26 protein-coding genes, 1 tRNA gene and 1 riboswitch are annotated in these 24,680 nt (G+C 65.2%); of the genes, 9 read left to right on the top strand and 18 right to left on the bottom strand.

Annotation, left to right across the window (positions count from 1 at the left end):
* The first annotated feature begins 151 nt into the window (after nucleotides 1-151).
* Nucleotides 152-967: an acyl-CoA thioesterase gene (locus AB7532_RS03385; RefSeq protein WP_441233418.1), complete on the top strand. Its 816-nt coding sequence runs from the start codon at nucleotides 152-154 to the stop codon at nucleotides 965-967.
* A 62-nt stretch (nucleotides 968-1,029) separates the two neighbouring features.
* Here the strand turns inward: AB7532_RS03385 and AB7532_RS03380 are convergent, their stop codons facing one another.
* The 5 genes from AB7532_RS03380 to AB7532_RS03360 form a co-directional block, all read right to left on the bottom strand.
* Nucleotides 1,030-1,881, bottom strand: a complete 852-nt coding sequence (locus tag AB7532_RS03380) for an amidohydrolase family protein (protein ID WP_441233417.1) — start codon at nucleotides 1,879-1,881, stop codon at nucleotides 1,030-1,032.
* A gap of 4 nt (nucleotides 1,882-1,885) precedes the next feature.
* Nucleotides 1,886-2,866 (bottom strand): aldo/keto reductase, encoded by a 981-nt coding sequence (locus AB7532_RS03375; protein WP_441233416.1) that lies wholly within the window; start codon nucleotides 2,864-2,866, stop codon nucleotides 1,886-1,888.
* 147 nt (nucleotides 2,867-3,013) lie between these two features.
* Nucleotides 3,014-3,478, bottom strand: a complete 465-nt coding sequence (locus AB7532_RS03370) for a GNAT family N-acetyltransferase (protein ID WP_441239183.1) — start codon at nucleotides 3,476-3,478, stop codon at nucleotides 3,014-3,016.
* Nucleotides 3,479-3,525: 47 nt separating this feature from the next.
* Nucleotides 3,526-4,107, bottom strand: a complete 582-nt coding sequence (locus AB7532_RS03365) for a helix-turn-helix domain-containing protein (RefSeq protein WP_441233415.1) — start codon at nucleotides 4,105-4,107, stop codon at nucleotides 3,526-3,528.
* Nucleotides 4,108-4,279: 172 nt separating this feature from the next.
* Nucleotides 4,280-4,353: transfer RNA gene (locus AB7532_RS03360), tRNA-Gly, on the bottom strand.
* Between the two features lie 172 nt (nucleotides 4,354-4,525).
* On the opposite strand from AB7532_RS03360, the gene AB7532_RS03355 reads away from it, so the two are divergent.
* The 5 genes from AB7532_RS03355 to AB7532_RS03335 all read left to right on the top strand — a co-directional run bounded on the left by AB7532_RS03355 (nucleotide 4,526) and on the right by AB7532_RS03335 (nucleotide 7,554).
* Nucleotides 4,526-5,104 (top strand): methylated-DNA--[protein]-cysteine S-methyltransferase, encoded by a 579-nt coding sequence (locus AB7532_RS03355; RefSeq protein ID WP_441233414.1) that lies wholly within the window; start codon nucleotides 4,526-4,528, stop codon nucleotides 5,102-5,104.
* Between the two features lie 9 nt (nucleotides 5,105-5,113).
* Nucleotides 5,114-5,953 carry a helix-turn-helix transcriptional regulator gene (locus AB7532_RS03350; protein WP_441233413.1) on the top strand — a complete coding sequence of 280 codons (840 nt, stop codon included), beginning with the start codon at nucleotides 5,114-5,116 and terminating at the stop codon, nucleotides 5,951-5,953.
* A gap of 56 nt (nucleotides 5,954-6,009) precedes the next feature.
* The gene (locus tag AB7532_RS03345; protein ID WP_441233412.1) at nucleotides 6,010-6,369 is read left to right on the top strand and encodes a VOC family protein; all 360 of its coding nucleotides are present in this window, start codon (nucleotides 6,010-6,012) and stop codon (nucleotides 6,367-6,369) included.
* 185 nt (nucleotides 6,370-6,554) lie between these two features.
* A complete protein-coding gene (locus AB7532_RS03340) occupies nucleotides 6,555-6,956 on the top strand; it encodes an SRPBCC family protein (RefSeq protein WP_441233411.1) in 402 nt (133 codons plus the stop codon).
* 100 nt (nucleotides 6,957-7,056) lie between these two features.
* Nucleotides 7,057-7,554: a hypothetical protein gene (locus tag AB7532_RS03335; protein WP_441233410.1), complete on the top strand. Its 498-nt coding sequence runs from the start codon at nucleotides 7,057-7,059 to the stop codon at nucleotides 7,552-7,554.
* Here AB7532_RS03335 and AB7532_RS03330 read toward each other — a convergent pair.
* From AB7532_RS03330 to AB7532_RS03320, 3 genes are all read right to left on the bottom strand, one after another.
* A complete protein-coding gene (locus AB7532_RS03330) occupies nucleotides 7,551-8,993 on the bottom strand; it encodes an MATE family efflux transporter (RefSeq protein ID WP_441233409.1) in 1,443 nt (480 codons plus the stop codon). The genes AB7532_RS03335 and AB7532_RS03330 overlap by 4 nt on opposite strands.
* A 362-nt stretch (nucleotides 8,994-9,355) precedes the next feature.
* Nucleotides 9,356-10,408: a hypothetical protein gene (locus AB7532_RS03325; protein WP_441233408.1), complete on the bottom strand. Its 1,053-nt coding sequence runs from the start codon at nucleotides 10,406-10,408 to the stop codon at nucleotides 9,356-9,358.
* A 196-nt stretch (nucleotides 10,409-10,604) separates the two neighbouring features.
* Complete coding sequence (locus tag AB7532_RS03320) at nucleotides 10,605-11,711, bottom strand: 2'-deoxycytidine 5'-triphosphate deaminase (RefSeq protein ID WP_441233407.1); 1,107 nt, start codon at nucleotides 11,709-11,711, stop codon at nucleotides 10,605-10,607.
* A 111-nt stretch (nucleotides 11,712-11,822) separates the two neighbouring features.
* Nucleotides 11,823-11,902, top strand: a riboswitch (SAM riboswitch).
* Between the two features lie 71 nt (nucleotides 11,903-11,973).
* Here AB7532_RS03320 and AB7532_RS03315 point away from each other — a divergent pair.
* Nucleotides 11,974-13,170 (top strand): O-succinylhomoserine sulfhydrylase, encoded by a 1,197-nt coding sequence (locus tag AB7532_RS03315; RefSeq protein ID WP_441233406.1) that lies wholly within the window; start codon nucleotides 11,974-11,976, stop codon nucleotides 13,168-13,170.
* A 137-nt stretch (nucleotides 13,171-13,307) separates the two neighbouring features.
* Here the strand turns inward: AB7532_RS03315 and AB7532_RS03310 are convergent, their stop codons facing one another.
* From AB7532_RS03310 to AB7532_RS03300, 3 genes are read right to left on the bottom strand one after another with little or no spacing between them, the layout of a single operon-like run.
* Complete coding sequence (locus AB7532_RS03310) at nucleotides 13,308-14,273, bottom strand: SGNH/GDSL hydrolase family protein (protein ID WP_441233405.1); 966 nt, start codon at nucleotides 14,271-14,273, stop codon at nucleotides 13,308-13,310.
* A gap of 12 nt (nucleotides 14,274-14,285) precedes the next feature.
* Nucleotides 14,286-15,065, bottom strand: a complete 780-nt coding sequence (locus AB7532_RS03305) for an SGNH/GDSL hydrolase family protein (RefSeq protein WP_441233404.1) — start codon at nucleotides 15,063-15,065, stop codon at nucleotides 14,286-14,288.
* A complete protein-coding gene (locus AB7532_RS03300; RefSeq protein ID WP_441233403.1) occupies nucleotides 15,065-16,306 on the bottom strand; it encodes an OpgC domain-containing protein in 1,242 nt (413 codons plus the stop codon). Before AB7532_RS03300 ends, AB7532_RS03305 begins: the two co-directional genes overlap by 1 nt.
* 181 nt (nucleotides 16,307-16,487) lie before the next feature.
* On the opposite strand from AB7532_RS03300, the gene apaG reads away from it, so the two are divergent.
* Complete coding sequence (gene apaG, locus AB7532_RS03295) at nucleotides 16,488-16,880, top strand: Co2+/Mg2+ efflux protein ApaG (RefSeq protein WP_441233402.1); 393 nt, start codon at nucleotides 16,488-16,490, stop codon at nucleotides 16,878-16,880.
* A 223-nt stretch (nucleotides 16,881-17,103) separates the two neighbouring features.
* Here the strand turns inward: apaG and AB7532_RS03290 are convergent, their stop codons facing one another.
* From AB7532_RS03290 to AB7532_RS03280, 3 genes are all read right to left on the bottom strand, one after another.
* On the bottom strand, nucleotides 17,104-18,123 hold the full coding sequence (locus AB7532_RS03290) for an Hsp33 family molecular chaperone (RefSeq protein WP_441233401.1): 1,020 nt from the start codon (nucleotides 18,121-18,123) through the stop codon (nucleotides 17,104-17,106).
* A gap of 241 nt (nucleotides 18,124-18,364) precedes the next feature.
* The gene (gene argF / locus AB7532_RS03285; RefSeq protein ID WP_441233400.1) at nucleotides 18,365-19,300 is read right to left on the bottom strand and encodes an ornithine carbamoyltransferase; all 936 of its coding nucleotides are present in this window, start codon (nucleotides 19,298-19,300) and stop codon (nucleotides 18,365-18,367) included.
* Nucleotides 19,300-20,502 carry an aspartate aminotransferase family protein gene (locus AB7532_RS03280; protein WP_441233399.1) on the bottom strand — a complete coding sequence of 401 codons (1,203 nt, stop codon included), beginning with the start codon at nucleotides 20,500-20,502 and terminating at the stop codon, nucleotides 19,300-19,302. Before AB7532_RS03280 ends, argF begins: the two co-directional genes overlap by 1 nt.
* 455 nt (nucleotides 20,503-20,957) lie before the next feature.
* Here AB7532_RS03280 and AB7532_RS03275 point away from each other — a divergent pair, with 455 nt between their 5' ends.
* Nucleotides 20,958-21,470, top strand: a complete 513-nt coding sequence (locus AB7532_RS03275; protein WP_015689154.1) for a GcrA family cell cycle regulator — start codon at nucleotides 20,958-20,960, stop codon at nucleotides 21,468-21,470.
* A 73-nt stretch (nucleotides 21,471-21,543) separates the two neighbouring features.
* On the opposite strand, the gene phoB is transcribed toward AB7532_RS03275, so the two are convergent.
* From phoB to pstA, 4 genes are read right to left on the bottom strand one after another with little or no spacing between them, the layout of a single operon-like run.
* Nucleotides 21,544-22,257, bottom strand: a complete 714-nt coding sequence (phoB, locus tag AB7532_RS03270; protein ID WP_441233398.1) for a phosphate regulon transcriptional regulator PhoB — start codon at nucleotides 22,255-22,257, stop codon at nucleotides 21,544-21,546.
* A gap of 23 nt (nucleotides 22,258-22,280) precedes the next feature.
* A complete protein-coding gene (phoU, locus tag AB7532_RS03265; RefSeq protein WP_441233397.1) occupies nucleotides 22,281-22,997 on the bottom strand; it encodes a phosphate signaling complex protein PhoU in 717 nt (238 codons plus the stop codon).
* Nucleotides 22,998-23,008: 11 nt separating this feature from the next.
* Nucleotides 23,009-23,830 (bottom strand): phosphate ABC transporter ATP-binding protein PstB, encoded by an 822-nt coding sequence (gene pstB / locus AB7532_RS03260; protein WP_441233396.1) that lies wholly within the window; start codon nucleotides 23,828-23,830, stop codon nucleotides 23,009-23,011.
* Nucleotides 23,827-24,678: a phosphate ABC transporter permease PstA gene (gene pstA / locus AB7532_RS03255; RefSeq protein WP_441233395.1), complete on the bottom strand. Its 852-nt coding sequence runs from the start codon at nucleotides 24,676-24,678 to the stop codon at nucleotides 23,827-23,829. Before pstA ends, pstB begins: the two co-directional genes overlap by 4 nt.
* Nucleotides 24,679-24,680 lie beyond the last annotated feature (2 nt).

Below are 24,680 nucleotides of genomic sequence, written 5' to 3'. Positions count from 1 at the left end.
TCCCCAGGGCGGCATCGGTCACAGGAACGCCGTAACCTCAAACTTCGTCATTGCGAGCGCAGCGAAGCAATCCAGAAGCCCATCCGCGGAGACAGTCTGGATTGCTTCGCTGCGCTCGCAATGACGATTGGGGAGACACCGAGGGCCAACAATGCACGCCAAGCTTCCCCACCCCTTCGACGACGCCACCCGCATCACGGCCGGTGACTCTAGCTGGCAGGGGCACACCAGCGACGATTACTGGGCCTTCGTCGGCCCGTTCGGCGGGGCCACGGCCGCGACCATTTTGCGCGCGCTGATCGAGCATCCACAACGCGCCGGCGATCCTCTGGCGCTGACCGTCAATTACTGCGCGCCGATCGCCAAGGGCCCGTTCGATCTCGACATCCGCCTGGTGAAGGCCAACCGCTCCAGCCAGCACTGGAGTGTCGAACTGTCGCAAGGCGGCGGTGAGGTCGCAACGCTCGCCACTGCCGTGTTCGCCGAACGCCGACCATCCTGGGAGCACAGGGTGGCGAAGACCCCGGAAGCGAAGCCGTTCGAAGCGACGCTGCCGTTCCCGAAGATCCAGGCCTCCTGGGCCAACCAGTATGAATTCCGCTTTGTCGAAGGCGAGATGCGGATCGGCCCGCCGCAACCCGAGCTCGCCAGCACTTACTCAAAACTCTGGATCAGCGACCGCGAGCCGCGCAGGCTCGACATGCCGTCGCTGATGTCGATGTCGGACGCCTTCTTCGGCCGCATCTTCCACGCGCGGCGCGAGCTGGTGCCGTTCGGCACGGTATCGCTGACGACCTATTTCCACACCGACAGTGAAGAGCTCGCGGCCGAGGACATCACGCGCGTGCTCGCGACGGCCGATTCCAAGATCATGCACAAGAGCTACGCCGACCAGAACGCGGAGCTGTGGTCGCCGAACGGACGGCTGCTCGCGACCACCACGCAGATCGCTTATTTCAAGGCGTGAGGCCCATCTTCCCCGTCGCGCCACTTTCTCCCACAAGGGAAGGTGGCAACCCGACACACATTCTAACCTGCAACGGCCAGCCGATACGCAGCCTTCGCATTCGCGCCAAATGCTTTGTCGCGCATATGCCCGCCGAGCCTCGTCAGGCAGCCCTCCAGCGCCCCCTTGATCTCGCCGTAGCTCCCGGCCAGCAGGCACACCGGCCAGTCCGAGCCGTAAATCAGGCGATCCTCACCAAAGCATCTCGCCGCATGTTCGACGAACGGAAACAGCCGCTCCGCATCCCAATCGTCCCAGACCGCCTCCGTCGCGAGCCCCGAAATCTTGCACCAGACGTTGCCGCACGCCGCGAGTGCCGCGATGCGGTCGGACCATTCGGTACTGCCGCCATCGGCGATCGGCGGTTTGGCGGCGTGATCGAGCACGAAGCGGGCTTGCGGGAAAGCCTGCGCCGTTGCGATCGCGGCAGGCAGCTCGCGGGTGCGGACGAGGAAATCGTAGGTGAGATCGCGAGCGAAGATGGCGGTGAGCGCGCGCTGGACGTCCTCGCGGAGCAGCCAGTCGGGATCGGCCTCGTCGTGAACCTGATGGCGAATGCCGACCAGCTTGTCGCCGCCCGGCGCGGCGCGCAGCCGGTCGAGCGTGTCGCCCAGTGCGCCGTCGGTCAGATCGACCCAGCCGACCACGCCGATCACCGCGGGCGTCGCATGCGCGATACGCAAGAACGCTTCGGTCTCGTCAAGCGCTGAGCGGCACTGCACCACGATGCTGGCGTCGATGCCGTTCGCTTTCAGCAATGGTACGAGATCGGTGGGACCGAAGGCGCGGCGGATCGGCGCGAGCTCGGGCGCGTCCATCCAGGGATAATCGGCGCGCGCGGGATCCCAGAAATGCTGGTGGCCGTCGATGATCATGCCCCTAAGCTCCACCCGGCAGCGGCGCGCGGGCGTCAACGAGGTTTTGTGCGCGCAGCTCCTGCCAGAAGGCTTGCGGCACTGTCATCTCCGACATCGCGATATTGTCGGCAACCTCCGCAGCGTTGCGCGCGCCCATCACGGCGACCGTCACGGCCGGATGGGCCATGCAGAACTGGAGCGCGGCGGCTTTCAGCTCGGTGCCATGCTTGCGGCAGAGCGCATCGAGCGCGAGCGCACGTGCGACAAGCGCCGCATCGGCATCCTGATAATTGAATTTGGCGCTGGTGCGCGGATTGGCCAGAATGCCGCTGTTGTAGACGCCGCCGAGCAGGATGCCGATATTCCTCGCGGCGCAAACCGGAAACAGCGCGTCCAGCGCGCCCTGGTCGAGCAGCGTGTAGCGGCCTGCGAGCAGGAAGCAGTCGACCGGCACGGCCTCTGCAAACCGGACCGGCATCTCCGACTGGTTCATGCCGGCGCCGATCGCCTTGACCGTGCCCTCAGCGCGCAGGCGCTGGAGCGCGCGGAAGGCGCCGGCAATTGCGGCGTCGTAGTGATCGTCAGGGTCATGCACGAGCAGGACATCGACGCGGTCGAGCCCGAGGCGGGCAAGGCTCTCCTCGACGGAGCGCATCACCCCGTCATGGGAGAAGTCGAACACCGGCCGCTCGCGCTGCCCGCTTTTGTAATAGTCGTCCTCGGCCGCCCCCTCATCCGGCGCACGCAGCAGGCGGCCGACCTTGGTCGAGATGACATAGGACTCGCGCGGCTGCTGCCGCAGGAACGCGCCCACGCGCCGCTCGGCGAGGCCAAAGCCGTAGAGCGGTGCGGTGTCGTAAAAGCGGATGCCGGCGGCCCAGCCCTGCTCGAGCGTCGCTTGCGCATCGGCATCGCTGACGGGCGTGAACAATCCGCCGAGCGGGGCGGAACCGAGGCCAATTGCCGTGACGTCGAGCCCATTCGCGAGCCGCGCGCGTTTCATTCCCATAATCCTTGTTCGCGTTGTTTCGCCGCGAACACTACCCGTCATGCCCGGGCTTGTCCCGGGCATCCACGTTCCTGGGCCATCAGAAAGTTCGTGGATGGCCGGGACAAGCCCGGCCATGACGACCGCGGAGAGCTTGCGGACTCAATCGCCCTTCAACTCCAGCGTCAGGAACAGGCTGTTGGGATCCTCGACATAACCCTCAAACGGGCCGCAATCGACAAATCCGTGCGCCCGATAGAGCGCATGCGCCGGCTTGAAATAGTCCCACGAGCCGGTCTCGAGGCTGAGCCGCGTCATGCCGCGCGCACGGGCTTCGGTGACGATATGGACGAGCATCTTTGCGCCAAAGCCGCGCCGCCGCGTGGTTTGCAGCGTGTGCATCGACTTCACCTCGCCATGATCAGCCGACAGCGTCTTCAGCGCGCCGGTGGCGACCAGCGTGTCGCCGTCCCACCCGGTCCAGAACGCGACGTCGGCGGCGCGAAGACCGGCGAGGTCGAGTGCATGCGCGCTGCCCGGCGCAGTCTGCGCCCGCGCGGCTGCGACGTGATGGTCGAGCAACGCGATGACCTGCGGATCGAAGGTGTCGCCGATACGGATCTGCATGGTCAGGGTATCGAGGTTTTGGTTGGCGTCCCGCACGATCTGCGACATCAGATTTTCCCGTATGAAGAGCCGCGCCGCGTGATGATGACGTAGCGCGCGTCCTGCCTGGTTTCGTTCTCGAAAATCACCGCACGCATGACGTCGAAGTCGAGGCAGTCGCCCTCGCGCAGGCGCACCGCTTTGGCGTCGATATGCACGGCGATCGCGCCCTCCAGCATTAGCAGTTGCTGGGTGAAGGCGTTGCGGCCCCACGGGCTGTAGGGCACCCGTGCGCCGGCCGGCAGGTCGACGACGATGATCTCGATGCCGCTCGCTGCATCCGTCGGCGAGGCGTGCCGCCGGCGGTAGCCGCTGTCGGGATCGCGCCAGTGCGGCTGGTCGGCGAGCCGCACCAGCCGCTCCGGCGGCTTTTCGGCGAGCGCGACGACGTCGCTGAGGGTGACATCGAGCGCCGCACAGAGCTTGTTGAGCAGCGCAGCAGTGGCACTGCTCTGCGCCCGCTCCACCCGCCCGATCATGGCCCGGCTGACGCCGGAGCGGCCCGCGAGTTCGTTCAACGTCATGCCCGTCTGCGTCCGCAAGGTCTTCAGGCGGCGACCGATCGCGCGGTCGAGTTTCTGCTGGTCCATAACCCTCATCCACATATCGCCCGGCGCAGGGACCGCATCCGCCGGACGAGTGAAGCTTAGGCCGAAGAAACGGTGTGTGCCGGACGCCAATGGCTAATATATTGGAATATTTACGCAACGCACACGAGCGCTGCCGTCACGGCGGCTCGAATGAAATTTCGATGAGGGACCTTGGAGCGGGCGAAGGGAATCGAACCCTCGTATGCAGCTTGGGAAGCTGCCGTTCTACCATTGAACTACGCCCGCGGATGCGCGTCCGCGCCCGTCCTGATTAGCCGAGACGACGTTCCACGCCAAGCGGTTTGGCGTGCCCGGCCGAACAGTTGTTAACGTCCTGGTAAGATTCCAGGTGCGCCGGATTGTGGCGGTGTTATGATCGTGTGTCTGGGGAGAGACGTGCACTGAGTGGGGCGTGTGCATGATGGGGCGCGGCTATACGATATTCGACACGGCCATAGGGCGCTGCGGCATCATCTGGAGCAGCACCGGCATCGTTGCCGTGCAATTGCCGGAGGCGCGGGAGATCGACACCCGCCGCCGGATTTTCGTGGCTCATCCCGAGGCCCGCGAGCAGCGGCCGTCCGAGAATGCCGAACTGGCGATCGAGGGCATCATCGGCCTGCTGCAAGGCGGCGATCCTGATTTTTCCGAGGTCAGCCTGGATGCCGGCGGCGTACTGGCCTTCCATCGGCGCGTCTATGAGGCGGCGTGCGGCATCGCGCGCGGGGAGACACGCACCTATCACGAGATCGCCAAGACGCTGGGTGCCTCCGGCGCCGCGCATTCGGTGGCGCAGGCGATCGCCAAAAATCCCTACATGCTGATCGTGCCCTGCCACCGGGTGCTGGAGGCCGGCAATTACGCCGACCGCCTCTCGCCTTACGGCGGAGTGATTTCCAAGCGGCGGCTGCTGGCGCTCGAGGGTGCTCATCCGATCGCCAGCAAGACCCTGTTCGAGGTCCTGCTGCCCGTTGCCCCGCCTCGCGCGCCTACCTAAATAGGCCGGATGAACGCGACCACGCTGCTGGCGACACCTTCGATGACGGTCTCCGAGTTTCGCTGCGATGCGGGACCGGACGACAAGCCGTTTGAGGAATGTCGCACCGGCCATTCCATCGCCTATGTCCGCTCCGGCAGTTTTGGTTGCCAGTGCCGCGCCGGCTTCTTCGAGCTGGTGGCCGGCTCGATGCTGGTCGGCGCGCCCGGCGACGAATACACCTGCACGCATGAGCATGTCTCCGGCGACGTCTGCCTGTCCTTCTTCCTGACGGAGGAGCTGGTCGATGCGCTCGGCGGGCGGCGCGAGGCCTGGCAGGTCGGCGCAACGCCGCCACTCCCAGAGCTGATGGTGTTGGGCGAACTCGCCCAGACGGCGGCAGATGGCAACAGCGACCTGGGCCTTGACGAGGTCGGCCAGATCCTTGCCGGCCGTTTCGTGGACATCGTCTCTGGCAAGCCGCGCAAGCAGGCGACGCCGACCGCGCGCGATCGCCGCCGCGCAGTCGAAGCCGCGCTGTGGATCGTTGACAACTCGCATGCCGAGGTCGATCTCGAACAAGCCGCGAAACAGGCGGGCTTGAGCCCGTTCCATTTCCTGCGGCTATTCTCCGCCGTGCTCGGCGTCACCCCGCATCAATATCTGGTGCGCTCGCGGCTGCGGCATGCGGCGCGCCTGCTGACCGACGACGACATCGCGGTCACCGATGTCGCCTACGACGTCGGCTTCGGCGACCTCTCCAACTTCGTCCGCACCTTCCACCGCGCCGCCGGCGTGTCGCCGACGAAGTTCCGGCAGGCCTCGAAGGGCGAGCGCAAGATTCTCCAAGAGCGCACTGCCCTCAACTGACTACGGTCGTCTCCGGCGCGCGCCAGTTGCGGCGCGCTTTGGAAATGGAGACGATCATGTATGACCACATCGGACTGCGCGTTGCCGACCTCGACGCCGCTACGCGCTTCTACACCGCGGTGCTGGCGCCGCTCGGCTACGTCCTGTGCTCCAGCGGCGACGGCTATGCCGGCTTCGGGCCGAAGGGCGAGCCGGCGCTGTGGCTGCATCTGAGCAAGGCGCGCAAGGCCGACGGTGCGCATATCGCGTTTCGCGCCAGGGATCATGACGCGGTCAAGGCGTTTCACAGCGAAGGCCTGAAGAGCGGCGGCCATGACAATGGCGGCGCCGGGCCACGGAAGGATTACAGCCCGACATATTATGCGGCGTTCCTGATCGATCCCGATGGCAACAATGTCGAGGCGGTTTGCGTGTGAGCCACGACGACAACACTCACCAGACACGCGCTGTCATGCCCCGGCTTGACCGGGGCATCCAGTACGCCGCAGCTTCTCGACTCAATCACTGCCGTCTCGGAGTACTGGATCGCCCGATCAAGTCGGGCGATGACACCTGAGATGTTGGCGCGATTGCCCGTCTCTCCACTTCATAGGAATCGATCATGGCCTCCATCCACAACGACATTCCCCTCTCCGCCTCCGCCCGCGACGTCTGGGACGCCGTCCGCGATTTCGGCGCGCTGCCGCAGCGGCTGGCGCCGGGCTTCGTCACGGCCTGCACGCTCGACGGCGATGCGCGCATCGTCACGTTCGCCAACGGCTCGGTGGCGCGCGAGGTGCTGGTCGATTGCGACGATGCGCGGCAACGGCTGGTCTATGCGATCAACAACGAGCGGCTGAAGCATTACAGCGCGTCCGTGCAGGTGATCGCCGAAGGCGACAAGACGTGCCGCCTGGTCTGGATCATCGACATGCTGCCGAACGAGCTTGCGGCCTATGTCCAGGGGCAAACCAGGGAAGCCGTCGCCGCGATACATCGCGCGTTCCCGGCTGCCGCTGCGTGATCCTTCTCACAGAGCTTCTCCCGCCTCGGCCGTAACCATGGCGGCGTGCGTCCGGTTGGCTCTGCTCTCCCGGCGGCGCCACGCACGCGAGGAGCATGCCATGAGAGGTGCGGACAAGGTGATCTGCCAGGCGGCCGCCGTGCTGCTGATGTTTTCGATTTCGAGCGCGCCGGCCAAGGCGCAATTTCTCGGCGGCGGCGGTGCCGGCGGCGAGGACATGATGACCCAGATGGCGCCGATGCTGGAGATGATGAAGGCGAAGATGGGCAAGCGCCGCTTCGCCATGATGATGCAGACCATGGGCCCGATGATGAGCCGCATGATGGAGAATGGCGGCGGCGGTCTTGGTGGCATGATGGGCGGCGGCGTTGGTGGCCTCGGCGGCGGCAATTACGGCGGCGGCTTCGGTGCCCCGAACTACGGCGGCTACACGCCGATGGGCGGAGGCGGCTATATGCCGACCGGGCTCGGCGGCATGGGCGGCGGCGATATCATGGGCATGATGGGTGGCGCCGGCGGCGGCGACATGATGGCGATGGTCCCGCAGCTGATGCGGCTCGCCAATGTCGGCGGCCATCGCCGGCACAAGCGTCGCTAGTCAACCGCCGAAAGCACAGGCCTGATCGCAGGCTTGGCCTCGCGCGGTCCCCAGCGTGTCAGCACCACGCTCGAGCACGACAGCAGGCCGAGCACGACCATCGAGCTCGCGGCCAGCCAGAAGAAGTTTTGCGCGGTGGCGTCATGCGTCGACAGCCACCAGCCGATCGCCGCGATGTAGATCAGGCGCGCGGTCTGCGCCAGCACCGGACCGATCACCTTGGCCGCGCCTTGAGATGAGAAATACATCGCCGAGGCAAGGCCAATGAAGGCGTAGAACGGCGCCACGGTCGAGAGATATTGATGGCTGGTGGCGCGCACGGTCGCGCTATCGGTGAAGATGTTGACCCAGAGGTCGGGGAAGAGCGCCACGAGACACGCCGGCGCGCCGACGGCGACGAAGGCGCTCGCACCCGCGGTCCAGGCGATCCGCCGGGCGCGCGCGATGCGGCCGGCACCGACCGCCATGCCGATCATCGGCACCGAAGCGATGCCGAAGGAGAACGCGATCGAGGTCAGCAGGAATTCGAGCCGCGCGCCGATGCCGTAGCCAGCGAGGATCGCAGTGCCGAACTTCGCCAGCATGTGCGTGAAGATCGAGATCGTCAGCACCGATTGCAGCGGCGAGAAGCAGGCGATGGCGCCGACCTTCAGGATGTCGAAGAACATCGCCCATTGAACCCGCAGGCCGCGCAGTTTTGGGACCACGCGCGCGCGGCCGGAGAACAGGTACCAGCCCATCACGCAGATGTTCATGGAATAGGCGATCAGCGCCCCGGCGGCGACCCCGCGCATGCCGAGTTGCGGCACCGGGCCGAGCCCGAGGCCCAGCGTGCCGCCGAGCATGATCTGCCAGACCGCGGAGTTGAGGATCAGCAGCGACGGCAGCTTCATGTTGCCGGTGCCGCGTAGCACGCCGGCCATGGTGTTGAGCAGCCAGGGCAGCACGGCGCCGCCGAAGAACACTTGCGTGTAGGCGATCGCATGCGTCAGCACATCGCCGCGGCCGCCAAGCATCTCGAGCACCTGGGGCCCGAAGATCAGCATGCCCAGCATGAAGACGAGGCCGAAGGTGATGCCGATCAGGAGCGCATGCGCGGCGAGCGTGCCGGCGCGCTCGCGATCCCCGGCACCGAGCGCGCGTGCGATGGCGGAGGCCACCGCGCCGCCCATGGCGCCGCCGGACATCGTCATGGTCAGGATCACTGTCGGAAACACCAGCGCCATCGCGGCCAGCGCCTCGACGCCGAGCCGTCCGATATAGGAGGTCTCCGCGATCACCACGCAGGTGCCGGCGGACAGCGCGACCACGTTGGGCCAGGCGAGGGAGAGCAGCGTGCGCAGGATCGGCCCGTCCATCAGCGCGCTGCGCACAGGGCGCGGAGGCGGCGGCAGCGGACGCTCTTGTTCATCGACCGGGATTTCGGCGATGTCGGACATGTCCTCTCCGGGGCACGGGCGCCATTCGCGGCGCGGCAATGATGAGGTGTGCCAATCAATTCATTCGCGCGGAAGGCGCGGCGACGGGCTTGTTAGCACGGCGATTGCCGATTCCTCCTGCGCAGGGCGCAGGCGTGCCCTGCGGCAGCGCATTTCAGCCCGTGGAATTGCGGCTCGTTTTCTCGCTCGACCGCTCCCTTCCTTCTCCCTCGCCCCGTTCTTACGGGGAGAGGGTTGGGGTGAGGGGCTCTATCCGCAAAGCTGGACTCGCGGAGAGTCCCCCTCACCCGGATTGCATCTTCGATGCAATCCGACCCTCCCCGCAAGCGGGGCGAGGTGAAGCCCGCGGCGACAGCCGTCGCCTATTCAATCGTCCACACCAGCGGCGGACGGCCGCCCGCCGTCGGGCCCAGGTGCACGCCGATATGCCGGCCGCATCCCGCGGCAAGCCCCTCGAACAATCCTTCCAGCACACTGGCGCAGGCACTGTGATGGTCGGTCACGTCGTCCATCAGCTTCCAGTTCTGCTGGCGGATTTCGAAGGCGCCTTCGGATTGCATCGTCTCCGCGACGTCGTCCTGTGCAGCGAACAGCGCGCTGAGGAACGATGCGAATTCGCTCGCGCCACCGCGGCGCATTGCGAGCGCGGCTGCGACCTCATCGAAATATTGCATGCCGATCAGCTTGCCGGTGAGGTGGAGGAGATAGCCGGCGTCTTCCGGCCCGAACAGCTGCACCATCACGGGCGCGGCGGTGCGGACATATTCCATCGCGTAGTTGCGATGGGCTTTTTCCAGTCGCGGCTTCGGCCAGCTCGCGACCGGAAGCGCCGGCGCGGTCTTCGCATCGAACAACGGCGCTTCGAGATGGCGCGCGAAGACGAGGCGCTGGTCGAGTTCGAGCGGATGGTCGTACTGGTGATAGTAGCCTTCGAGCCCGTCCTGACCGTCGACGCTTTGCTTGGTGCAGACAAAGCCGAGCCTGGTGTCGCCGAGCGCGACGCCGTTGTTGGCGTGCCAGCCGCGCAGCATCGCGCGCGAGACTTCTCCCGGCACGCCGCAGATCGCGGTGCCCTTCCAGATCCAGCGCGGCGGCGGATAGCGGATCCACGCCTTGGTGTCGCTCTCGTACATGTATTCGACATGCACGCCGCCGATCCAGTTGGAGAGATAATGATATTGCGCAGCCGCAACGGCCGGCGGCAGGTGATCGATCCCGAGCTTCTTGAGACCCGGCAGGAAGCGCTCCTGCTGCTGGCGGCGAAACACGCGGAAGACGAACTCCGCAGCATCGGCCGTGCCGCGCCGCGTGACGACGGTGAGGATGAGGCCGGTGAAGTAGGCGTGATAGAGGTCGGCAACCGCGCGCCAGCGCTTCCACTCGGCTTCCTGCGTGGGGTCTGATGCAGCGGTCATGTTCACTCCCGGCTTGTTGTTTTGCGGGAGTGTGTCATCGGGGATGGGGTGACGCAACACACCACAAGATCGGTGTCATCGCCCGCGAAGGCGGGCGATCCAGTATTCCAGAGACGGTTGTGATGGAATCGATGGGCCGCGGCGTACTGGATTCCCCGCCTTCGCGGGGAATGACAGCGGAGGACTGGGATGCAGGCTACACCCTAAAATGCTTGCTCAGCTTCAGGCCCTGCGCCTGGTAGTTCGAACCGATGCGCTGGCCGTACATCGCGTCGGGACGCGCCAGCATCTTCTCGTAGACGAGGCGGCCGACGATCTGGCCGTGCTCGAGAATGAACGGCACTTCGCGCGAGCGCACCTCCAGCACGGCGCGCGATCCCAGACCGCCGGCGCCCGCATAGCCGAAGCCGGGATCGAAGAAGCCGGCATAGTGCACGCGGAATTCACCGACCAGCGGATCGAACGGCACCATCTCCGCAGCGTAGTCCGGCGGCACCTGCACCGCCTCTTTCGACGCGAGGATATAGAACTCGCCGGGATCGAGGATGAGCCTGCCGTCGGGGCGGGCCGCGATCGGCTCCCAGAAATCTTCCACCGCATAACCGGAGCGGCGATCGACGTCGACGACGCCGGTGTGGCGCTTGGCGCGATAGCCGACGAAGCCTCCGCTCTTCTCGCCGGAGAGATCGACCGATACGGCGACACCGCCGGTGAGATCGGCATCGTCGACATCGACGAGACGCTCCGCCGCGTGCAGGGCTTCAAGGTCGTCGATGTTGAGGATGGCGTCGCCGGTGCGGAAGCGCACCTGGCTCAGGCGCGAGCCCTCGCTGACCAGCACGGGAAACGTCTTCGGACTGATCTCGGCATAGAGCGGGCCGTGATAGCCGGCGCCGATCATGTCGAAGCGGCGGGTGCCGTCGGCGATCACGCGGGTGAAGACGTCGAGCCGGCCGGTCGAGCTTTTCGGGTTCGCGGCCGCGATGATTTCCGGCGGTAACGCCAGGCTCTCGAGCAACGGCACGATGTAGACGCAGTTGGTCTCCAGCACCGCGCCGTCGGCGAGGCTGAACTCGTGCAGCTTCAATTCGTCGATGCGCTCGGCAACCGTTGCGCCGGGGCCCGGCAGGAAGCTGGCGCGGACGCGATAGGCGATGTCGCCGAGGCGGAGATCGAGGCTTGCCGGCTGGATCTGGCTTTCGACGAAGTCGTATGTGGGCAGGATGAGGCCTGCCTCCGCCATCGCCGCGATCATGCGGTCGGGCAGGATACCATTGGCGTCGGCGGCGACCGTGAACGTCAAACGGGGGGTCCTCGTCAGGGGGGCAAATACATCCGGACATGCGGAAAATACAGCTTTTTACGGCTATCCGATGGACGCCTTGACGGAAAGGGCATTGCGGAATATGAGGATGACTTATCCCGTGGTGATTTGAGCCGGCCGGCTTGCAGCCACGTTAAATAAGTCGCTAAACAGGCCGGGGACCTCTGTGATCCCGGCCCGTGGTTTTATCCAGGCCGGTTTTTTTGTGACCATTTTCCAATGGTCACGCAGAGGAGGTCCTATGTCGAAGTCCCCGGCGTCCACCACGCAATATCGTCCCGAAACCCGCCTGGTCCATTCCGGCACCCTGCGTTCGCAATATGGCGAGACGTCGGAGGCGCTGTTTTTGACCCAGGGCTACGTCTACAACAGCGCCGAGGAGTGCGAGGCGCGGTTCAAGGGCGAGGACCCCGGCTTCATCTATTCGCGCTACTCGAACCCGACCATTTCAATGTTCGAGCGCCGCATGATCGAGCTCGAAGGCGCCGAGGCTGCCCGCTCCGCCGCGACCGGCATGGCCGCGGTGACGACCGCGATCCTGGCGCCGCTGAAAGCGGGCGATCACGTCGTCGCCTCCCGCGCCCTGTTCGGCTCGTGTCTCTACGTCATTCAGGACCTGCTGCCGCGCTACGGCATCGAGACCACGCTGGTCGACGGCGCCAATCTCGATGAATGGCAGCGTGCGGTGAAGCCGAACACCAAGACGTTCTTCCTGGAGAGCCCGACCAATCCGACGCTCGACGTGCTCGACATTCCCGGCATTGCCGAGATCGCGCACAAGGGCGGCGCGCGGCTCGTGGTCGACAACGTGTTCGCGACGCCGATCTGGCAGAGCCCGCTCGCGCTCGGCGCCGACGTCGTGGTCTATTCCGCGACCAAGCACATCGACGGCCAGGGCCGCTGTCTCGGCGGCATCATCCTGTCCTCGGAAGCGTTCATTGCCGAGCACATCCACAATTTCATGCGCCAGACCGGCCCGTCGATCTCGCCGTTCAACGCCTGGGTTCTGCTCAAGGGCCTGGAAACGCTGGGCGTGCGCGTGCGCGCGCAGACCGAGACGGCGGCGCGCATCGCGGACGTGTTGGCAAGTCATCCGAAGATTTCGCGGCTGGTTTTCCCCGGCCGCGCCGATCATCCGCAGGCAGATCTTGTGAAGAAGCAGATGCGTGGCGGCTCGACGCTGGTCGGCTTCGAGGTCAAGGGCGGCAAGGCGGCCGCGTTCCGCGTGCTCAACGAGCTAAAGCTTGCAAAGATCTCGAACAATCTCGGCGACGCCAAGAGCCTCGTCACGCATCCCGCGACCACGACGCATCAGCGCCTGAAGCCGGAAGACCGCGCCGCGCTCGGCATCAGCGAGGGCTTCATCCGCTTCTCGGCTGGGCTCGAGCATGCGGACGATCTGATCGAGGATCTGACGGCGGCGCTGGAGAAGGCTTGAGGTTGAGTCGTAGGGTGGATTAGCCCTGCGACTGCGCGAAGCGCAGTTCGCACGGCGTAATCCACCAACTTCTCTCGTCAGCGCGGACAGCAAAGAGGTGGGTTACGGCTTCGCCTAACCCACCCTACGGCACCGAGCTACATCGGCCGGTACGCCCGCACGTCCGCGGGCACATTGACGCCGATCTTGATCTGGCCGACGGAGCGGATGATGTCGTCGCCGAGGAGCTGGGCGAAGCAGGCGTAGCCCCAATCGTTCATGTGCAGGCCGTCGGCAATCACAAAACTCTCGACCGGGATCGATTGGTTCTCGTGCCAGTCGCGCATCACCTCGAAGCGCGGGAAGATGCCGACGCGGCGGAGCTCGGCGACCTTGCCGAGCAGCTTCACCATCTTGCCGGCGCTCTCGGCGCGCTGGTTGACCGCCGGGGAATATTGCGGATCGACCAGCACGATGTCGGCTTCGTCGGCAGCCTGGATGCGCGAAATGCCGTCCTCGACAAGCTTGGCGGTGTCGCCGGGATCGAGATTGCGCAGCACGGCGTTGGTGCCGACCTGCCAGATCACCAGATCCGGATGCACGTCGATCACCTGGGTCTGGAGGCGCTTCATCATCTCGGGCGCATCCTCGCCGCCGACGCCGGCATTGATGACGGTGATGTCGGCGGTCGGATATTGCCGGCGCAGCTGCGCGGCGAGACGGTTCGGATAGTTGAAATCGGGCGAGGTCGCGCCGTAGCCGGCGGTCGACGACGAGCCGAACGCGACGATCACGACCGGCTTGCCGGCGACGAGCTTGCCCGCGACATGCGGCAGCGAGCCCATCGTCTTCGAGGCACCCTTCGGCGCGAGGCACGGCACGCGGCTGAAGATGTCGCCGGCTGATTTGGCGACCTGCTTCACCTTGTCGATGGCGCGCGAGGTGATGCCGCGCTGCTCGGTGGGCGACGTCGCGGCGACCGTGGTCTGCGACGGCGAGGTGGAAGCGGGATTAGCGGCCTGCGCCCGGGCAGGCGCCTGCGCCAGCGGCGACAGCAACAGCAGCGCCGCCACTGCGGGCGCGGCCAGCCATGCCGTCAGGCAAAAAGGGCGGAGAGAACTCATTAACGCTAGACCTCAATTTTGCTGCTGGGCAGGCCCCAAATGGGCCGCGTCGATCACGAACTGCGCCAATGCCCGGCCAAGACAATCATGGACTCGTTTCGCCAACTCCGGTCCGTGCGCCGGGTTGAACAGGTCGAACTGACCCTGGTCGCTCCATTGACGCATCATCGCGAAACGGTCGAACAGCGGAATATCGTGCTCCTGCGCCACCACCTTCATATTATCGAGGTAGGGAGGCACCGAGATCATGGTCTCCGTGCGTGGGCTGTACTGCAAATTCATCAAGACGACGTCAGCCCCCGCTTGCTGCAACGCGACAACACCATCCGTCACCGCGCCACGAAAATCATCGGGATCGATGGATCGCATAGCATCCACGGTCCCGGTCTGCCAGATGACCAAAGTAGGCCTTTTTGCTTCCACCAGCTTAACGAAGGTCCCGGCCGCCTCCTCGGCCGTCTTCTTGCTCTGTATTTCTACGGAGACGTGGACGGCCTCCGACGGCGGCAGTTTCTCCTTCAAAATGGCCTGCATCCGCGCCGGGTAGGACGCGTCCTCGGAGGAGGGAAGCCGGGTCGAGCCCGTGCCGACGACGAGGATTTCGAGCGGTTTACCGGATTTGACGGCCTCTGCGACCTTGGGAAGCTGGCTCTCGCTGGTGAGCAGATAGGACGGCAATTCGCAGGCCGGGGGCACGGCTGGCGTTGCGGACGCAGCATCGCCCGCGCGCGCCGGGGGCGCGGCGAGGCCACCGCATAGCAGGATCAGGCTCAGGAGAACCTTCGCCTTCATCAGCCCCCTCCCGCCATATCGGCGCTGCCGACGGCGCTTTTGGTTTTCGAACCGCTCTTGTCAGCCACGCGCTTGTACCACGAAATCACCCAGGCAACGCCCCACATGATCAGGATTCCCGAGAGACTAATCAGCGCATGCATGGCGGCGCCGCCGGAGACCTCTGCGAGGATGAAATGGCCGGCAAAGGCGAGGAAGACGCCGAGGCAGAAGATCTCGAGGGAATGCGAGCCGCACAGGATCAGCGGCCTCAGCCAGGGCGATTTCAGGCCAGCCCAGTCGCGCGGCAGGAAGCGCACGGTCAGCGCGGCCAGCGCCAGGAAATGCGTGAAGCGCAGCACGTCGAGGTTAGTCTTGTCGATCGGATACATCCACTGCTCGAGCCGCTTCGGCATCAGGTGGGGCACCTGCGGCACATACCAGGTCAGCGTCACGTAGAACGCCGCCACGATATAGGCGATCGAGATCCACATCGTCACCCGTGAAGCCAGAATACGCGACATGCGCCGCGCCCCTCCGAGCGCGCACCATGCGCCGAACACGAACAGCAACTGCCAGGCAAAGGGATTGAACGCCCAGAACCCGTTCGGATAGGCCGACAGATAGAGGTCGTACTCCCAGGTCGCCGCGTAGAGCACGACCGAGAGCGCGAGCGTGACGTCCGGCCGCCACTTCATCGAATAAAGGATCACCGGCAGCGCCAGCATCAGCACGATATAGAGCGGCAGCACGTCCATGTTGACGGGACGGAAGCGCAACAGCAGCGCCTGCACGATGGTGACGTCGGGCTGCTTGAGGAAGTCCATGATGCCCATCTCTTCGGTGTAGAGCGGGTTCTCGAAGCTGGTCGCGACGTAGGAGATCTCGGCGAGGAAGATCGTGAACAGGAAGACGTGGGCGACATAGATCTGCCAGACGCGCCGCAGGATGCGCGCGGTGGCGACGACGAACCCGCTCTCCAGCATCGCGCGGCCGTAGACGAAAGCGGCGGTGTAGCCGGAGATGAAGATGAAGATTTCGGTGGCGTCGCTGAAGCCGTAATTGCGGATCGTGAACCAGGTCAGCAGACTGGCCGGCAGATGGTCGACGAAGATCAGCCACAGCGCGAGACCGCGGAACAGGTCGAGCCGCAGTTCACGTTCGCCGATGGCGGGCAGCGTGATGGCCGGCGCGGCAGCGCGCGGCTTCACGCCCGCGTTTCCCGCGATCGTCGATCCCGTCACTTGGTCGGCAATGGTCATCGGGGCCAGAAACCCTCAGCTGAATCGCGACGCATCCATGAGTTTACAGGTCCGGCCGTCGTCTCGCAAAGCGACCCGGATCACATGGGGCGTACTTCCGCGCCAATTCGGGCGGGACGATGTCACGAAAGCCGCCTTGCAGGGTTTGGTTCCCGGCGGGGTTTTCGTTATGATGGCCGCCATGTACCGCGCCGTGACCCGCCACATCGAAGTAACCGTCGAGCCGAACTTTGTTCCGGAGCAGTCGGCCGCCGACCGCTCCCGCTATTTCTGGTCCTACACCATCGTCATCACCAATTCGGGCGAGGAGACCGTGCAGTTGAAGACGCGGCACTGGATCATCACCGACGCCACCGGGCGCCAGCAGGAGGTCAAGGGCGAGGGCGTGGTCGGCGAGCAGCCGACGCTCGCCCCCGGCGAACGCTTCGAATACACCTCCGGCGTGCCGCTCACGACCGCATCCGGCTTCATGACCGGCCGCTACCAGATGGTCAGCGAAAGCGGCGAACGCTTCGAGATCGACGTGCCGACCTTCTCGCTGGACAGCCCGGACAATAAGCGGGTGTTGAATTAGATCGGTGCCGTAGGGTGGGCAAAGGCGCAAAGCGCCGTGCCCACCATTCTCGATGACGGCACGAGATCGTGGGCACGCTTACGCTTTGCCCACCCTACGATGTCCGAACTCTTGGCAAATTGTCTCCCCATCGTCATTGCGAGCGCAGCGAAGCAATCCGGAATCCCGCCGCGGAAAGACTCTGGATTGCTTCGCTACGCTCGCATGACGGAGGATGCGGCGCCTACGCGTCTTCCACGCCCGCTTCATCCGGCGTGAACTGGTACACCGAGCTACAGAACTCGCAGGTCACGACGACCTTGTCGTCTTTCACCATCGCGCTGCGATCGTCGGCTGAAAAGCTCTTCAGCATGGATGCGACCGCATCGCGCGAGCAGGAGCACTGCGCCCTGAGAACCATCGGATTGAACACGCGCACGCCGCGCTCGTGGAAGAGACGATACAGCAGCCGCTCGCCGGAGAGCTCGGGATCGATCAGCTCGACGTCCTCGACGGTGTCGATCAGCGAGCGCGCCTCGACCCAGGCGTCATCCTCAGTGACAGCATGCACCTCGACGCCTTCGGGCGCGTCGCCGGGATGCAGATCGGCCTGCCGCGCGCGCTCGGGCGCCTTCGGCAGAAACTGCATCAGCATGCCGCCGGCACGCCAGCGATGCTTGCCACCGTCGTTCGAGCGCCACTCCTCGCCGACTGCGAGGCGCACGCGCGTGGGGATCTGTTCGGAGCGCAGGAAATATTCGTGAGCTGCATCTTCCAGGCTGCCGCCGTCGAGCGCGACCAGACCCTGGTAGCGGCTCATGTCGGGGCCCTGGTCGATGGTCATGGCAAGATGGCCATGGCCGAGCAGCGTGCCGGAGTCCATTCCGGATTTTTGGGCATCACCGAGGCGCGCGGCGTCGAAACGCGCATAGGCGCGCAGGCGATCCGGCGCCTGATAGTCAACCACCAGGAACGACACCGGACCGTCGGTCTGGGCCTGGAGGATGAAACGGCCCTCGAATTTCAGCGCCGAGCCGAGCAGCGTCGTCAGCACGATGGCTTCGCCGAGCAGCTTGCCGACCGGCGCTGGATAATCGTGCTTGGTCAGGATCTCGTCGAGCGCAGGCCCGAGCCGCACCAGGCGGCCACGCACGTCGAGCGCGTCGACCTCGTAGGGCAGCACGGCGTCATCGATCGGAACCGCGGATGGCGCGCGAACCGGGCCTTCAGGCCCGGTTTTCATGTCAGGGGATTGGGAAACCATGGCGCATTATCTGGGGTCGGAGGACAGAAATAAAAGGGGTGCGAGCGCCTCAAACTCGGCGGCGTCCCGGGGCGCGCGATAGCGCGAACCCGGGACCCATAACCACAGGATTGCGTTGTAGCGCACGACGACAACTCCGAGTCCTCGTCAAACGACGTCCTGTGGTTATGGGTCCCGGATCTGCGCTTCGCTTGTCCGGGACGACAGCGGAGGGTGGCGCAGCCACCGCTCCGTCGCCTCATCACTTCACCGCGTCGAAGCACCAGGCCAGAATGCCCTTCTGCGCATGCAGGCGGTTTTCGGCCTCGTCGAACACGACCGATTGCGGGCCGTCGATCACCTCGTCCGTGACTTCCTCGCCGCGATGGGCGGGCAGGCAGTGCATGAACAGCGCATCGGACTTGGCCAGCGACATCAGCTTGGAATTGACCTGGTAGGGCTTGAGCACGTTGTGACGGTGCTCGCCTTCCTTGTCGCCCATCGACACCCAGGTGTCGGTGACGACGCAATCGGCGCCCTTCACGGCGGCTTCCGCATCGGTGCCGAGCACGATCGACGCGCCGGTCGATTTGATGAAGTCGCGCATCGCCTTTTTCGGTGCGAGCTCCGGCGGCGTGGCGACGTTGAGCTTGAACTTGAAGCGCTCGGCGGCGTGCGCCCAGGAGGCCAGCACGTTGTTGTCGTCGCCGGTCCAGGCCACCGTCCGGCCCTCGATCGGGCCGCGATGCTCCTCGTAGGTCATGAGGTCGGCCATCACCTGGCACGGATGCGAGCGCCGCGTCAGGCCGTTGATGACGGGCACGGTCGCATATTCCGCAAGCTCCAGCAGGGCCTCGTGATTGAGGATGCGGATCATGATGGCGTCGACATAGCGCGAGAGAACGCGCGCGGTGTCGGCGATGGTCTCGCCGCGGCCGAGCTGCATCTCGGCGCCGGTGAGCATGATGGGCTCGCCGCCGAGCTGGCGCATGGCGACGTCGAACGACACGCGGGTGCGGGTCGAGGGACGCTCGAAGATCATCGCCAGCGTCTTGCCTTCGAGCGGCCTCACCGGCTGATGCGCCTTCTGCTTCGCCTTCATGGCGGAGGAGGCTGCGAGCATGCTCTTGAGCTCCGACAGCGGCAGCTCGTTGATATCGAGGAAGTGCTTCGGCGTTTTACTCGGGGACTTGCTCATCAGCTTGCCGCCCGCTTGTTGCCGGCAAGCGCAGTGCAGGCACGCTCTAACCGCCCGACGCTGTCCTCGATCTCCGCTTCGGTGACGATCAAGGGTGGCAGGAAGCGCACGACGTTGTCGCCGGCGCCGACGGTGAGCAGTTTTTCGTTGCGCAGCGCCGCGACCAGGTCGCCGGAGGGCACCACGGCCTTGATGCCGATCAGAAGCCCCTCGCCGCGCACTTCGCTGACGACATCAGGATGCCGGTCGATCACGGAAGCGAGCTTCTGCTTGAGCAGCAGCGACATCCTCTGCACGTGGTCGAAGAAGCCGGGCTTGAGCATCACGTCGAGCACGGCATTCGCCGCCGCGATCGCCAACGGATTGCCGCCGAAGGTCGAGCCGTGGGAGCCCGGCCCCATCCCGGACGCCGCATCCGCGGTCGCCAGGATCGCGCCGATCGGGAAGCCGCCGCCGAGCGCCTTCGCCAGCGACATCACGTCGGGTGTCACACCGGTGCGCCGATGCGCGAACAGATCGCCGGTGCGGCCCATGCCGGTCTGCACCTCGTCGAACGCGAGCAGCAGGCCCTTCTCGTCGCAAAGCTGGCGCAACGCCCTCAGGAAGGAAGGCGTCGCCGAGCGCACGCCGCCCTCGCCCTGGATCGGCTCGATCAGGATGCCGGCGGTCTGCGGACCGATCGCCTTCTTCACGGCCTCGATGTCACCGTGCGGGATCTGGTCGAAACCATCCATCGGCGGTCCAAAACCTTCGAGATATTTTGCCGAGCCCGTCGCAGCCAGCGTTGCCAGCGTGCGGCCGTGGAAGGCGCCTTCGAAGGTGATGATGCGATAGCGTTCCGGGTGCCCCTTGGAGAAGTGATGATGGCGGACCAGCTTGATCACACCCTCCAGCGCCTCGGCGCCGGAATTGCAGAAGAACACGAAGTCCGCAAAGCTCTCATGGCACAGGCGCGCGGCAAGCTTTTCGCCGTCCGGGCTCTGGAACAGGTTCGACATGTGCCAGAGCTTCGTCGCCTGCTCCTGCAACGCCGTGACCAGCGCGGGATGGGCATGGCCGAGCGCGTTCACGGCGACGCCGGAGGTAAAATCGAGGTAGCGGTCGCCATTGGTCGCGATCAGCCAGCAGCCTTCGCCGCGCTCGAAACCGAGGTCGGACCTGGCGAAAACGGGGAGCAAATGCGGCGCTGCGCTGTTAGTCATGACGGTCACTTGATTGTTGCGGACGGTGTGAGCGTGCATTGCGCAACGCACCATCAACCGGCCCGGAAAACGAAACGTGCCGCCTTTTAAGGGCGGCACGTGGGGCTATCTTATGCCTGGCAAGACGGGTGTCAATGCCGCCCGGAAAGCCTCGCGAAACGCAGAATCCGTAGTCTTGCGGTGGCGATTTGCGGGATTTTCGCCACGGAACATGTGGAAGCGAGTCGGCGGACTCTTGCGCGTGAGTCACGCCATATTGTAGCGTTTGGCTTGTCAGATACGACATCTCGTGCGGCAGTTCTGATCCCAAGAGTCCTCTTGTACCGGCGTAAGCGTTCGGGCGTTCAAGTTGCGCCCGGCGAGCCTTAAGGGATTCTGGCGGCACGGGTTTTTCGAAGCTTAGGCATTCGCTGTGCGGCCCCAGGATGGCAGGCGCCGGCGAAGGAAAGGGTGCAATGACGGTTTTGACCTGGTCGGATGATCGCGTCGAGCAGCTGAAAAAGCTCTGGGAGGCCGGACTTTCGGCCAGCCAGATCGCGGCAGAGCTCGGTAATGTCACCCGCAACGCCGTGATCGGCAAGGTGCACAGGCTCGGCCTGTCCGGCCGCGCCAAGAGCCCCTCATCCGCTGCGCCCCGGCCGCGCAAGGCGCGTCCCGCCCAGCACATGATGCGGGTGAGCCGTCCCATCGCACGCGGCAACACCGCGCTGGCGCAGGCCTTCGAGGTCGAAGTCGAGGCTGAACCGGTTACTTACGACAACGTGGTGCCGATGAGCCAGCGGCTGTCGCTGCTGGAGCTGAACGAAGCCACCTGCCACTGGCCGGTCGGCGATCCCTCGAGCCCGGATTTCTTCTTCTGCGGCGGCAAGGCGCTCTCGGGCCTGCCTTACTGCGCCCAGCACTCGCGCGTCGCGTATCAGCCGGCCGCTGATCGTCGCCGTGCACCGGCAAAGCCCGGGCCGCGCTGAGCACGGCCTCAGGCGACATCGAGAAAAAGAAAAGCGCGCCATCCGGCGCGCTTTTTTGTTGGCTTATTGGCCGTTAGCTTGACGCCTGCTCTGCCTTCGCAAAGCGGTCGTCGAGCGCGTAGCCGGCGCCGCGGACGGTGCGGATCGGATCCTGCTCGCGGCCGAGATTGAGCAACTTGCGCAGGCGGCCGATATGGACGTCGACGGTGCGCTCGTCGATATAGATGTCGCGGCCCCAGACGCTGTCGAGCAGCTGCTCGCGCGAGAACACCCGGCCCGGATGCTCCAAGAAGAACTCCAGCAGGCGATATTCGGTCGGGCCGAGATCGATCGGCCGGCCCGAGCGCGCCACGCGGCGCTTGTCGCGGTCGAGCTCGATGTCGCCATAGGCGAGCACGGTGGCGAGCCGCTCGGGGCTAGCGCGCCTGAGCAGGCCCTTCACACGCGCCAACAGCTCCGGCACCGAGAACGGCTTGACGATGTAGTCGTCGGCACCGGTCGCTAGCCCGCGGACCCGCTCGCTCTCCTCACCGCGTGCGGTGAGCATGATGATCGGGAGCTGCTTGGTCTCGGGGCGGGTACGAAGCCGCCGGCACAATTCGATGCCTGACAGCCCCGGCAGCATCCAGTCGAGCACGATCAGATCGGGGATGTGCTCCTTGAGGCGGGTGTCGGCGTCGTCGCCGCGCATCACCGTCTCGACGTCATAGCCGTCGCCTTCGAGGTTGTAGCGAAGCAGCTCGGTGAGAGCTTCCTCGTCTTCAACCACCATAATGCGTGCGCCCATCGGGTCGTCGCTCCTTCAGGAAATCAGGTATTCGGGACCGACGTGGCGAAAGTCGTCATGTCGCCCTTCGGACGCTTGTCGGTGATCGCCTGTCCCTCGATCATGTAGAACACGGTCTCGGCGATGTTGGTGGCGTGGTCGCCGATGCGCTCGATGTTCTTGGCGCAGAACATCAGATGGATACAGAACGAGATGTTGCGCGGATCCTCCATCATGTAGGTGAGGAGCTCGCGGAACAGCGATGTGCAGATGGCGTCGACTTCCTCGTCGCCCTTCCACACCGCCATCGCCGCCGGCAGGTCGTGCGCGGCGTAGGCGTCCAGCACCGACTTGACCTGCTGCTGCACGAGGTCGGTCATGTGCTCGAGGCCGCGGAACAGTTTGAGCGGATGGAAGTCCGTCTCCAGCGCCGCGACGCGCTTGCCCATGTTCTTGGCGAGGTCGCCGATGCGTTCGAGATCGGTGGCGACGCGCATCGCGCCGACGATCTCGCGCAGATCGACCGCCATCGGCTGGCGGCGTGCGATGGTGAGAACGGCACGCTCCTCGATCTTCTTCTGGAGCGCGTCCAGCTCGGCGTCGATGGTGACGACGCGCTGACCGAGCGCGACGTCGCGGCGGATCAATGCGCCGACGGAATCGACGATCATGCGCTCGGCGATGCCGCCCATCTCGGCGACCAGGCGGGTGAGTTCCTGCAGGTCGGTGTCGAAGGCTTTTGCGGTATGTTCAGAACCCATGTCCCGTCTCCTCAGCCGAACCGGCCGGTGATGTAATCCTGCGTGCGCCGATCGCTCGGCGACGTGAAGATCTTGTTGGTGTCGTCGAACTCGATCAGCTCGCCGAGATACATGAAGGCGGTCTTGCCGGAGACGCGCGCCGCCTGCTGCATGTTATGGGTGACGATCGCGATCGTGTAATCCTCGGACAGCTCCTGGATCAGCTCCTCGACCTTGGCGGTCGAGATCGGGTCGAGCGCCGAGCAGGGCTCGTCGAACAGGATCACCTCGGGCCGTACCGCGACGGTGCGGGCGATGCAGAGGCGCTGCTGCTGGCCGCCGGAGAGCGACAGGCCGGAGGCATTGAGCTTGTCCTTGACCTCGTTCCAGAGCGCGCCGCCACGCAGCGCCTTCTCGACGCGGCCATCCATCTCGGATTTCGAGATCTTCTCATAGAGGCGGATGCCGAACGCGATGTTCTCGTAGATCGTCATCGGGAACGGCGTCGGCTTCTGGAACACCATGCCGACGCGGGCGCGCAGCAGATTGAGGTCCAGCCTGGGGTCGAGGACGTTGGTCTGGTCTAGCATGAGCTGACCGGTGGCGCGCTGGCCCGGATAGAGGTCGTACATCCGGTTGAAGATGCGCAGCAGGGTCGACTTGCCGCAGCCCGACGGGCCGATGAACGCCGTGACGCGGTTGGCGCCGAGCGTCAGGTTGATGTTCTTCAGCGCGTGGTGCTCGCCGTAATAGAAATTGAGGTTGCGAACCGTCACCTTGGCCGGAGCTTCGGGCAGCGGCTGCGAGCCGGGATGGACGGAGGCCGTACTGACGGAAACAGACATGTCGCTCATTTTGCAGTCCTCTCGGCGCTCAGGATGCGTGCGCCAATGTTCAGGGCAAGCACGGTCAAAGTGATCAGCAGGGCGCCGCTCCAGGCCAACTGCTTCCAGTAGGCATAGGGGCTCTGCACGAAGTTGTTGATGGTCACCGGCAGGTTGGCCATCGTCTTGTTCAGGCCCAGGCTGAAGAATTGGTTCGACAGCGCCGTGAACAGCAGCGGCGCGGTCTCGCCGGCGACGCGGGCAGTCGCCAGCATCACGCCGGTGATGAGACCCGACCGGGCCGCACGATAGGCGATCCGCTTGATCACCAGCGAGCGCGGCAGGCCGAGCGCGGAAGCCGCCTCGCGCAGGGGATTCGGCACCAACAGCAGCATGTCCTCGGTCGTGCGCAGCACCACCGGGATCACGATGACGGCAAGCGCAAGGCTGCCTGCGATCGCCGAGAAGCCGCGCATCGGCACCACCACCGCGCCATAGATGAACAGGCCGATGATGATCGAGGGCGCCGAGAGCAGGATGTCGTTGATGAAACGGATCACCGAGGTTAGGCGATCGTTGCGGCCGTATTCGGCAAGATAGGTGCCGGCGAACAGGCCGAGCGGCGCGCCGATGCCGACGCCGATCACCGTCATGATGACCGAACCGACGATGGCGTTGCGCAGGCCGCCTTCGGTCGAGCCCGGAGGCGGAGTGTCCGCGACGAAGAGCTCGAGGTTCAGGCCGGCCAGGCCGTTGAAGAGCAGCGTGACCAGGATCAGCGCGAGCCAGGTGACGCCGAAGACGGCTGCGGCAAAGCAGAGCCCGCGGATGACGACGTCCTTGCGGCGACGGCGCGAATAGATCGGATTGAGGGCCATGA

Origin of the sequence: Bradyrhizobium sp. 930_D9_N1_4 (genome assembly GCF_052076015.1) — a bacterium.
Classification (GTDB): domain Bacteria; phylum Pseudomonadota; class Alphaproteobacteria; order Rhizobiales; family Xanthobacteraceae; genus Bradyrhizobium.
The sequence above is the reverse complement of the archived record's forward strand: the minus strand, read 5'-3'. Positions and strand labels throughout refer to the sequence as shown.

What these genes read in the sequence shown, in the direction of transcription:
- AB7532_RS03380 (WP_441233417.1), bottom strand. Translation starts at nt 1,881, where the DNA reads ATGATCATCGACGGCCACCAGCATTTCTGGGATCCCGCGCGCGCCGAT.
- pstA (WP_441233395.1), bottom strand. Translation starts at nt 24,678, where the DNA reads ATGGCCCTCAATCCGATCTATTCGCGCCGTCGCCGCAAGGACGTCGTC.
- AB7532_RS03340 (WP_441233411.1), top strand. Translation starts at nt 6,555, where the DNA reads ATGGCCTCCATCCACAACGACATTCCCCTCTCCGCCTCCGCCCGCGAC.
- argF (WP_441233400.1), bottom strand. Translation starts at nt 19,300, where the DNA reads ATGAGCAAGTCCCCGAGTAAAACGCCGAAGCACTTCCTCGATATCAAC.
- AB7532_RS03325 (WP_441233408.1), bottom strand. Translation starts at nt 10,408, where the DNA reads ATGACCGCTGCATCAGACCCCACGCAGGAAGCCGAGTGGAAGCGCTGG.
- pstB (WP_441233396.1), bottom strand. Translation starts at nt 23,830, where the DNA reads ATGAGCGACATGTCTGTTTCCGTCAGTACGGCCTCCGTCCATCCCGGC.
- AB7532_RS03310 (WP_441233405.1), bottom strand. Translation starts at nt 14,273, where the DNA reads ATGAGTTCTCTCCGCCCTTTTTGCCTGACGGCATGGCTGGCCGCGCCC.
- phoU (WP_441233397.1), bottom strand. Translation starts at nt 22,997, where the DNA reads ATGGGTTCTGAACATACCGCAAAAGCCTTCGACACCGACCTGCAGGAA.
- AB7532_RS03280 (WP_441233399.1), bottom strand. Translation starts at nt 20,502, where the DNA reads ATGACTAACAGCGCAGCGCCGCATTTGCTCCCCGTTTTCGCCAGGTCC.
- AB7532_RS03315 (WP_441233406.1), top strand. Translation starts at nt 11,974, where the DNA reads ATGTCGAAGTCCCCGGCGTCCACCACGCAATATCGTCCCGAAACCCGC.
- AB7532_RS03350 (WP_441233413.1), top strand. Translation starts at nt 5,114, where the DNA reads ATGAACGCGACCACGCTGCTGGCGACACCTTCGATGACGGTCTCCGAG.
- AB7532_RS03375 (WP_441233416.1), bottom strand. Translation starts at nt 2,866, where the DNA reads ATGAAACGCGCGCGGCTCGCGAATGGGCTCGACGTCACGGCAATTGGC.
- AB7532_RS03300 (WP_441233403.1), bottom strand. Translation starts at nt 16,306, where the DNA reads ATGACCATTGCCGACCAAGTGACGGGATCGACGATCGCGGGAAACGCG.
- AB7532_RS03275 (WP_015689154.1), top strand. Translation starts at nt 20,958, where the DNA reads ATGACGGTTTTGACCTGGTCGGATGATCGCGTCGAGCAGCTGAAAAAG.
- apaG (WP_441233402.1), top strand. Translation starts at nt 16,488, where the DNA reads ATGTACCGCGCCGTGACCCGCCACATCGAAGTAACCGTCGAGCCGAAC.
- AB7532_RS03305 (WP_441233404.1), bottom strand. Translation starts at nt 15,065, where the DNA reads ATGAAGGCGAAGGTTCTCCTGAGCCTGATCCTGCTATGCGGTGGCCTC.
- AB7532_RS03345 (WP_441233412.1), top strand. Translation starts at nt 6,010, where the DNA reads ATGTATGACCACATCGGACTGCGCGTTGCCGACCTCGACGCCGCTACG.
- AB7532_RS03385 (WP_441233418.1), top strand. Translation starts at nt 152, where the DNA reads ATGCACGCCAAGCTTCCCCACCCCTTCGACGACGCCACCCGCATCACG.
- phoB (WP_441233398.1), bottom strand. Translation starts at nt 22,257, where the DNA reads ATGGGCGCACGCATTATGGTGGTTGAAGACGAGGAAGCTCTCACCGAG.
- AB7532_RS03370 (WP_441239183.1), bottom strand. Translation starts at nt 3,478, where the DNA reads ATGCAGATCCGTATCGGCGACACCTTCGATCCGCAGGTCATCGCGTTG.
- AB7532_RS03335 (WP_441233410.1), top strand. Translation starts at nt 7,057, where the DNA reads ATGAGAGGTGCGGACAAGGTGATCTGCCAGGCGGCCGCCGTGCTGCTG.
- AB7532_RS03365 (WP_441233415.1), bottom strand. Translation starts at nt 4,107, where the DNA reads ATGGACCAGCAGAAACTCGACCGCGCGATCGGTCGCCGCCTGAAGACC.
- AB7532_RS03355 (WP_441233414.1), top strand. Translation starts at nt 4,526, where the DNA reads ATGATGGGGCGCGGCTATACGATATTCGACACGGCCATAGGGCGCTGC.
- AB7532_RS03290 (WP_441233401.1), bottom strand. Translation starts at nt 18,123, where the DNA reads ATGGTTTCCCAATCCCCTGACATGAAAACCGGGCCTGAAGGCCCGGTT.
- AB7532_RS03330 (WP_441233409.1), bottom strand. Translation starts at nt 8,993, where the DNA reads ATGTCCGACATCGCCGAAATCCCGGTCGATGAACAAGAGCGTCCGCTG.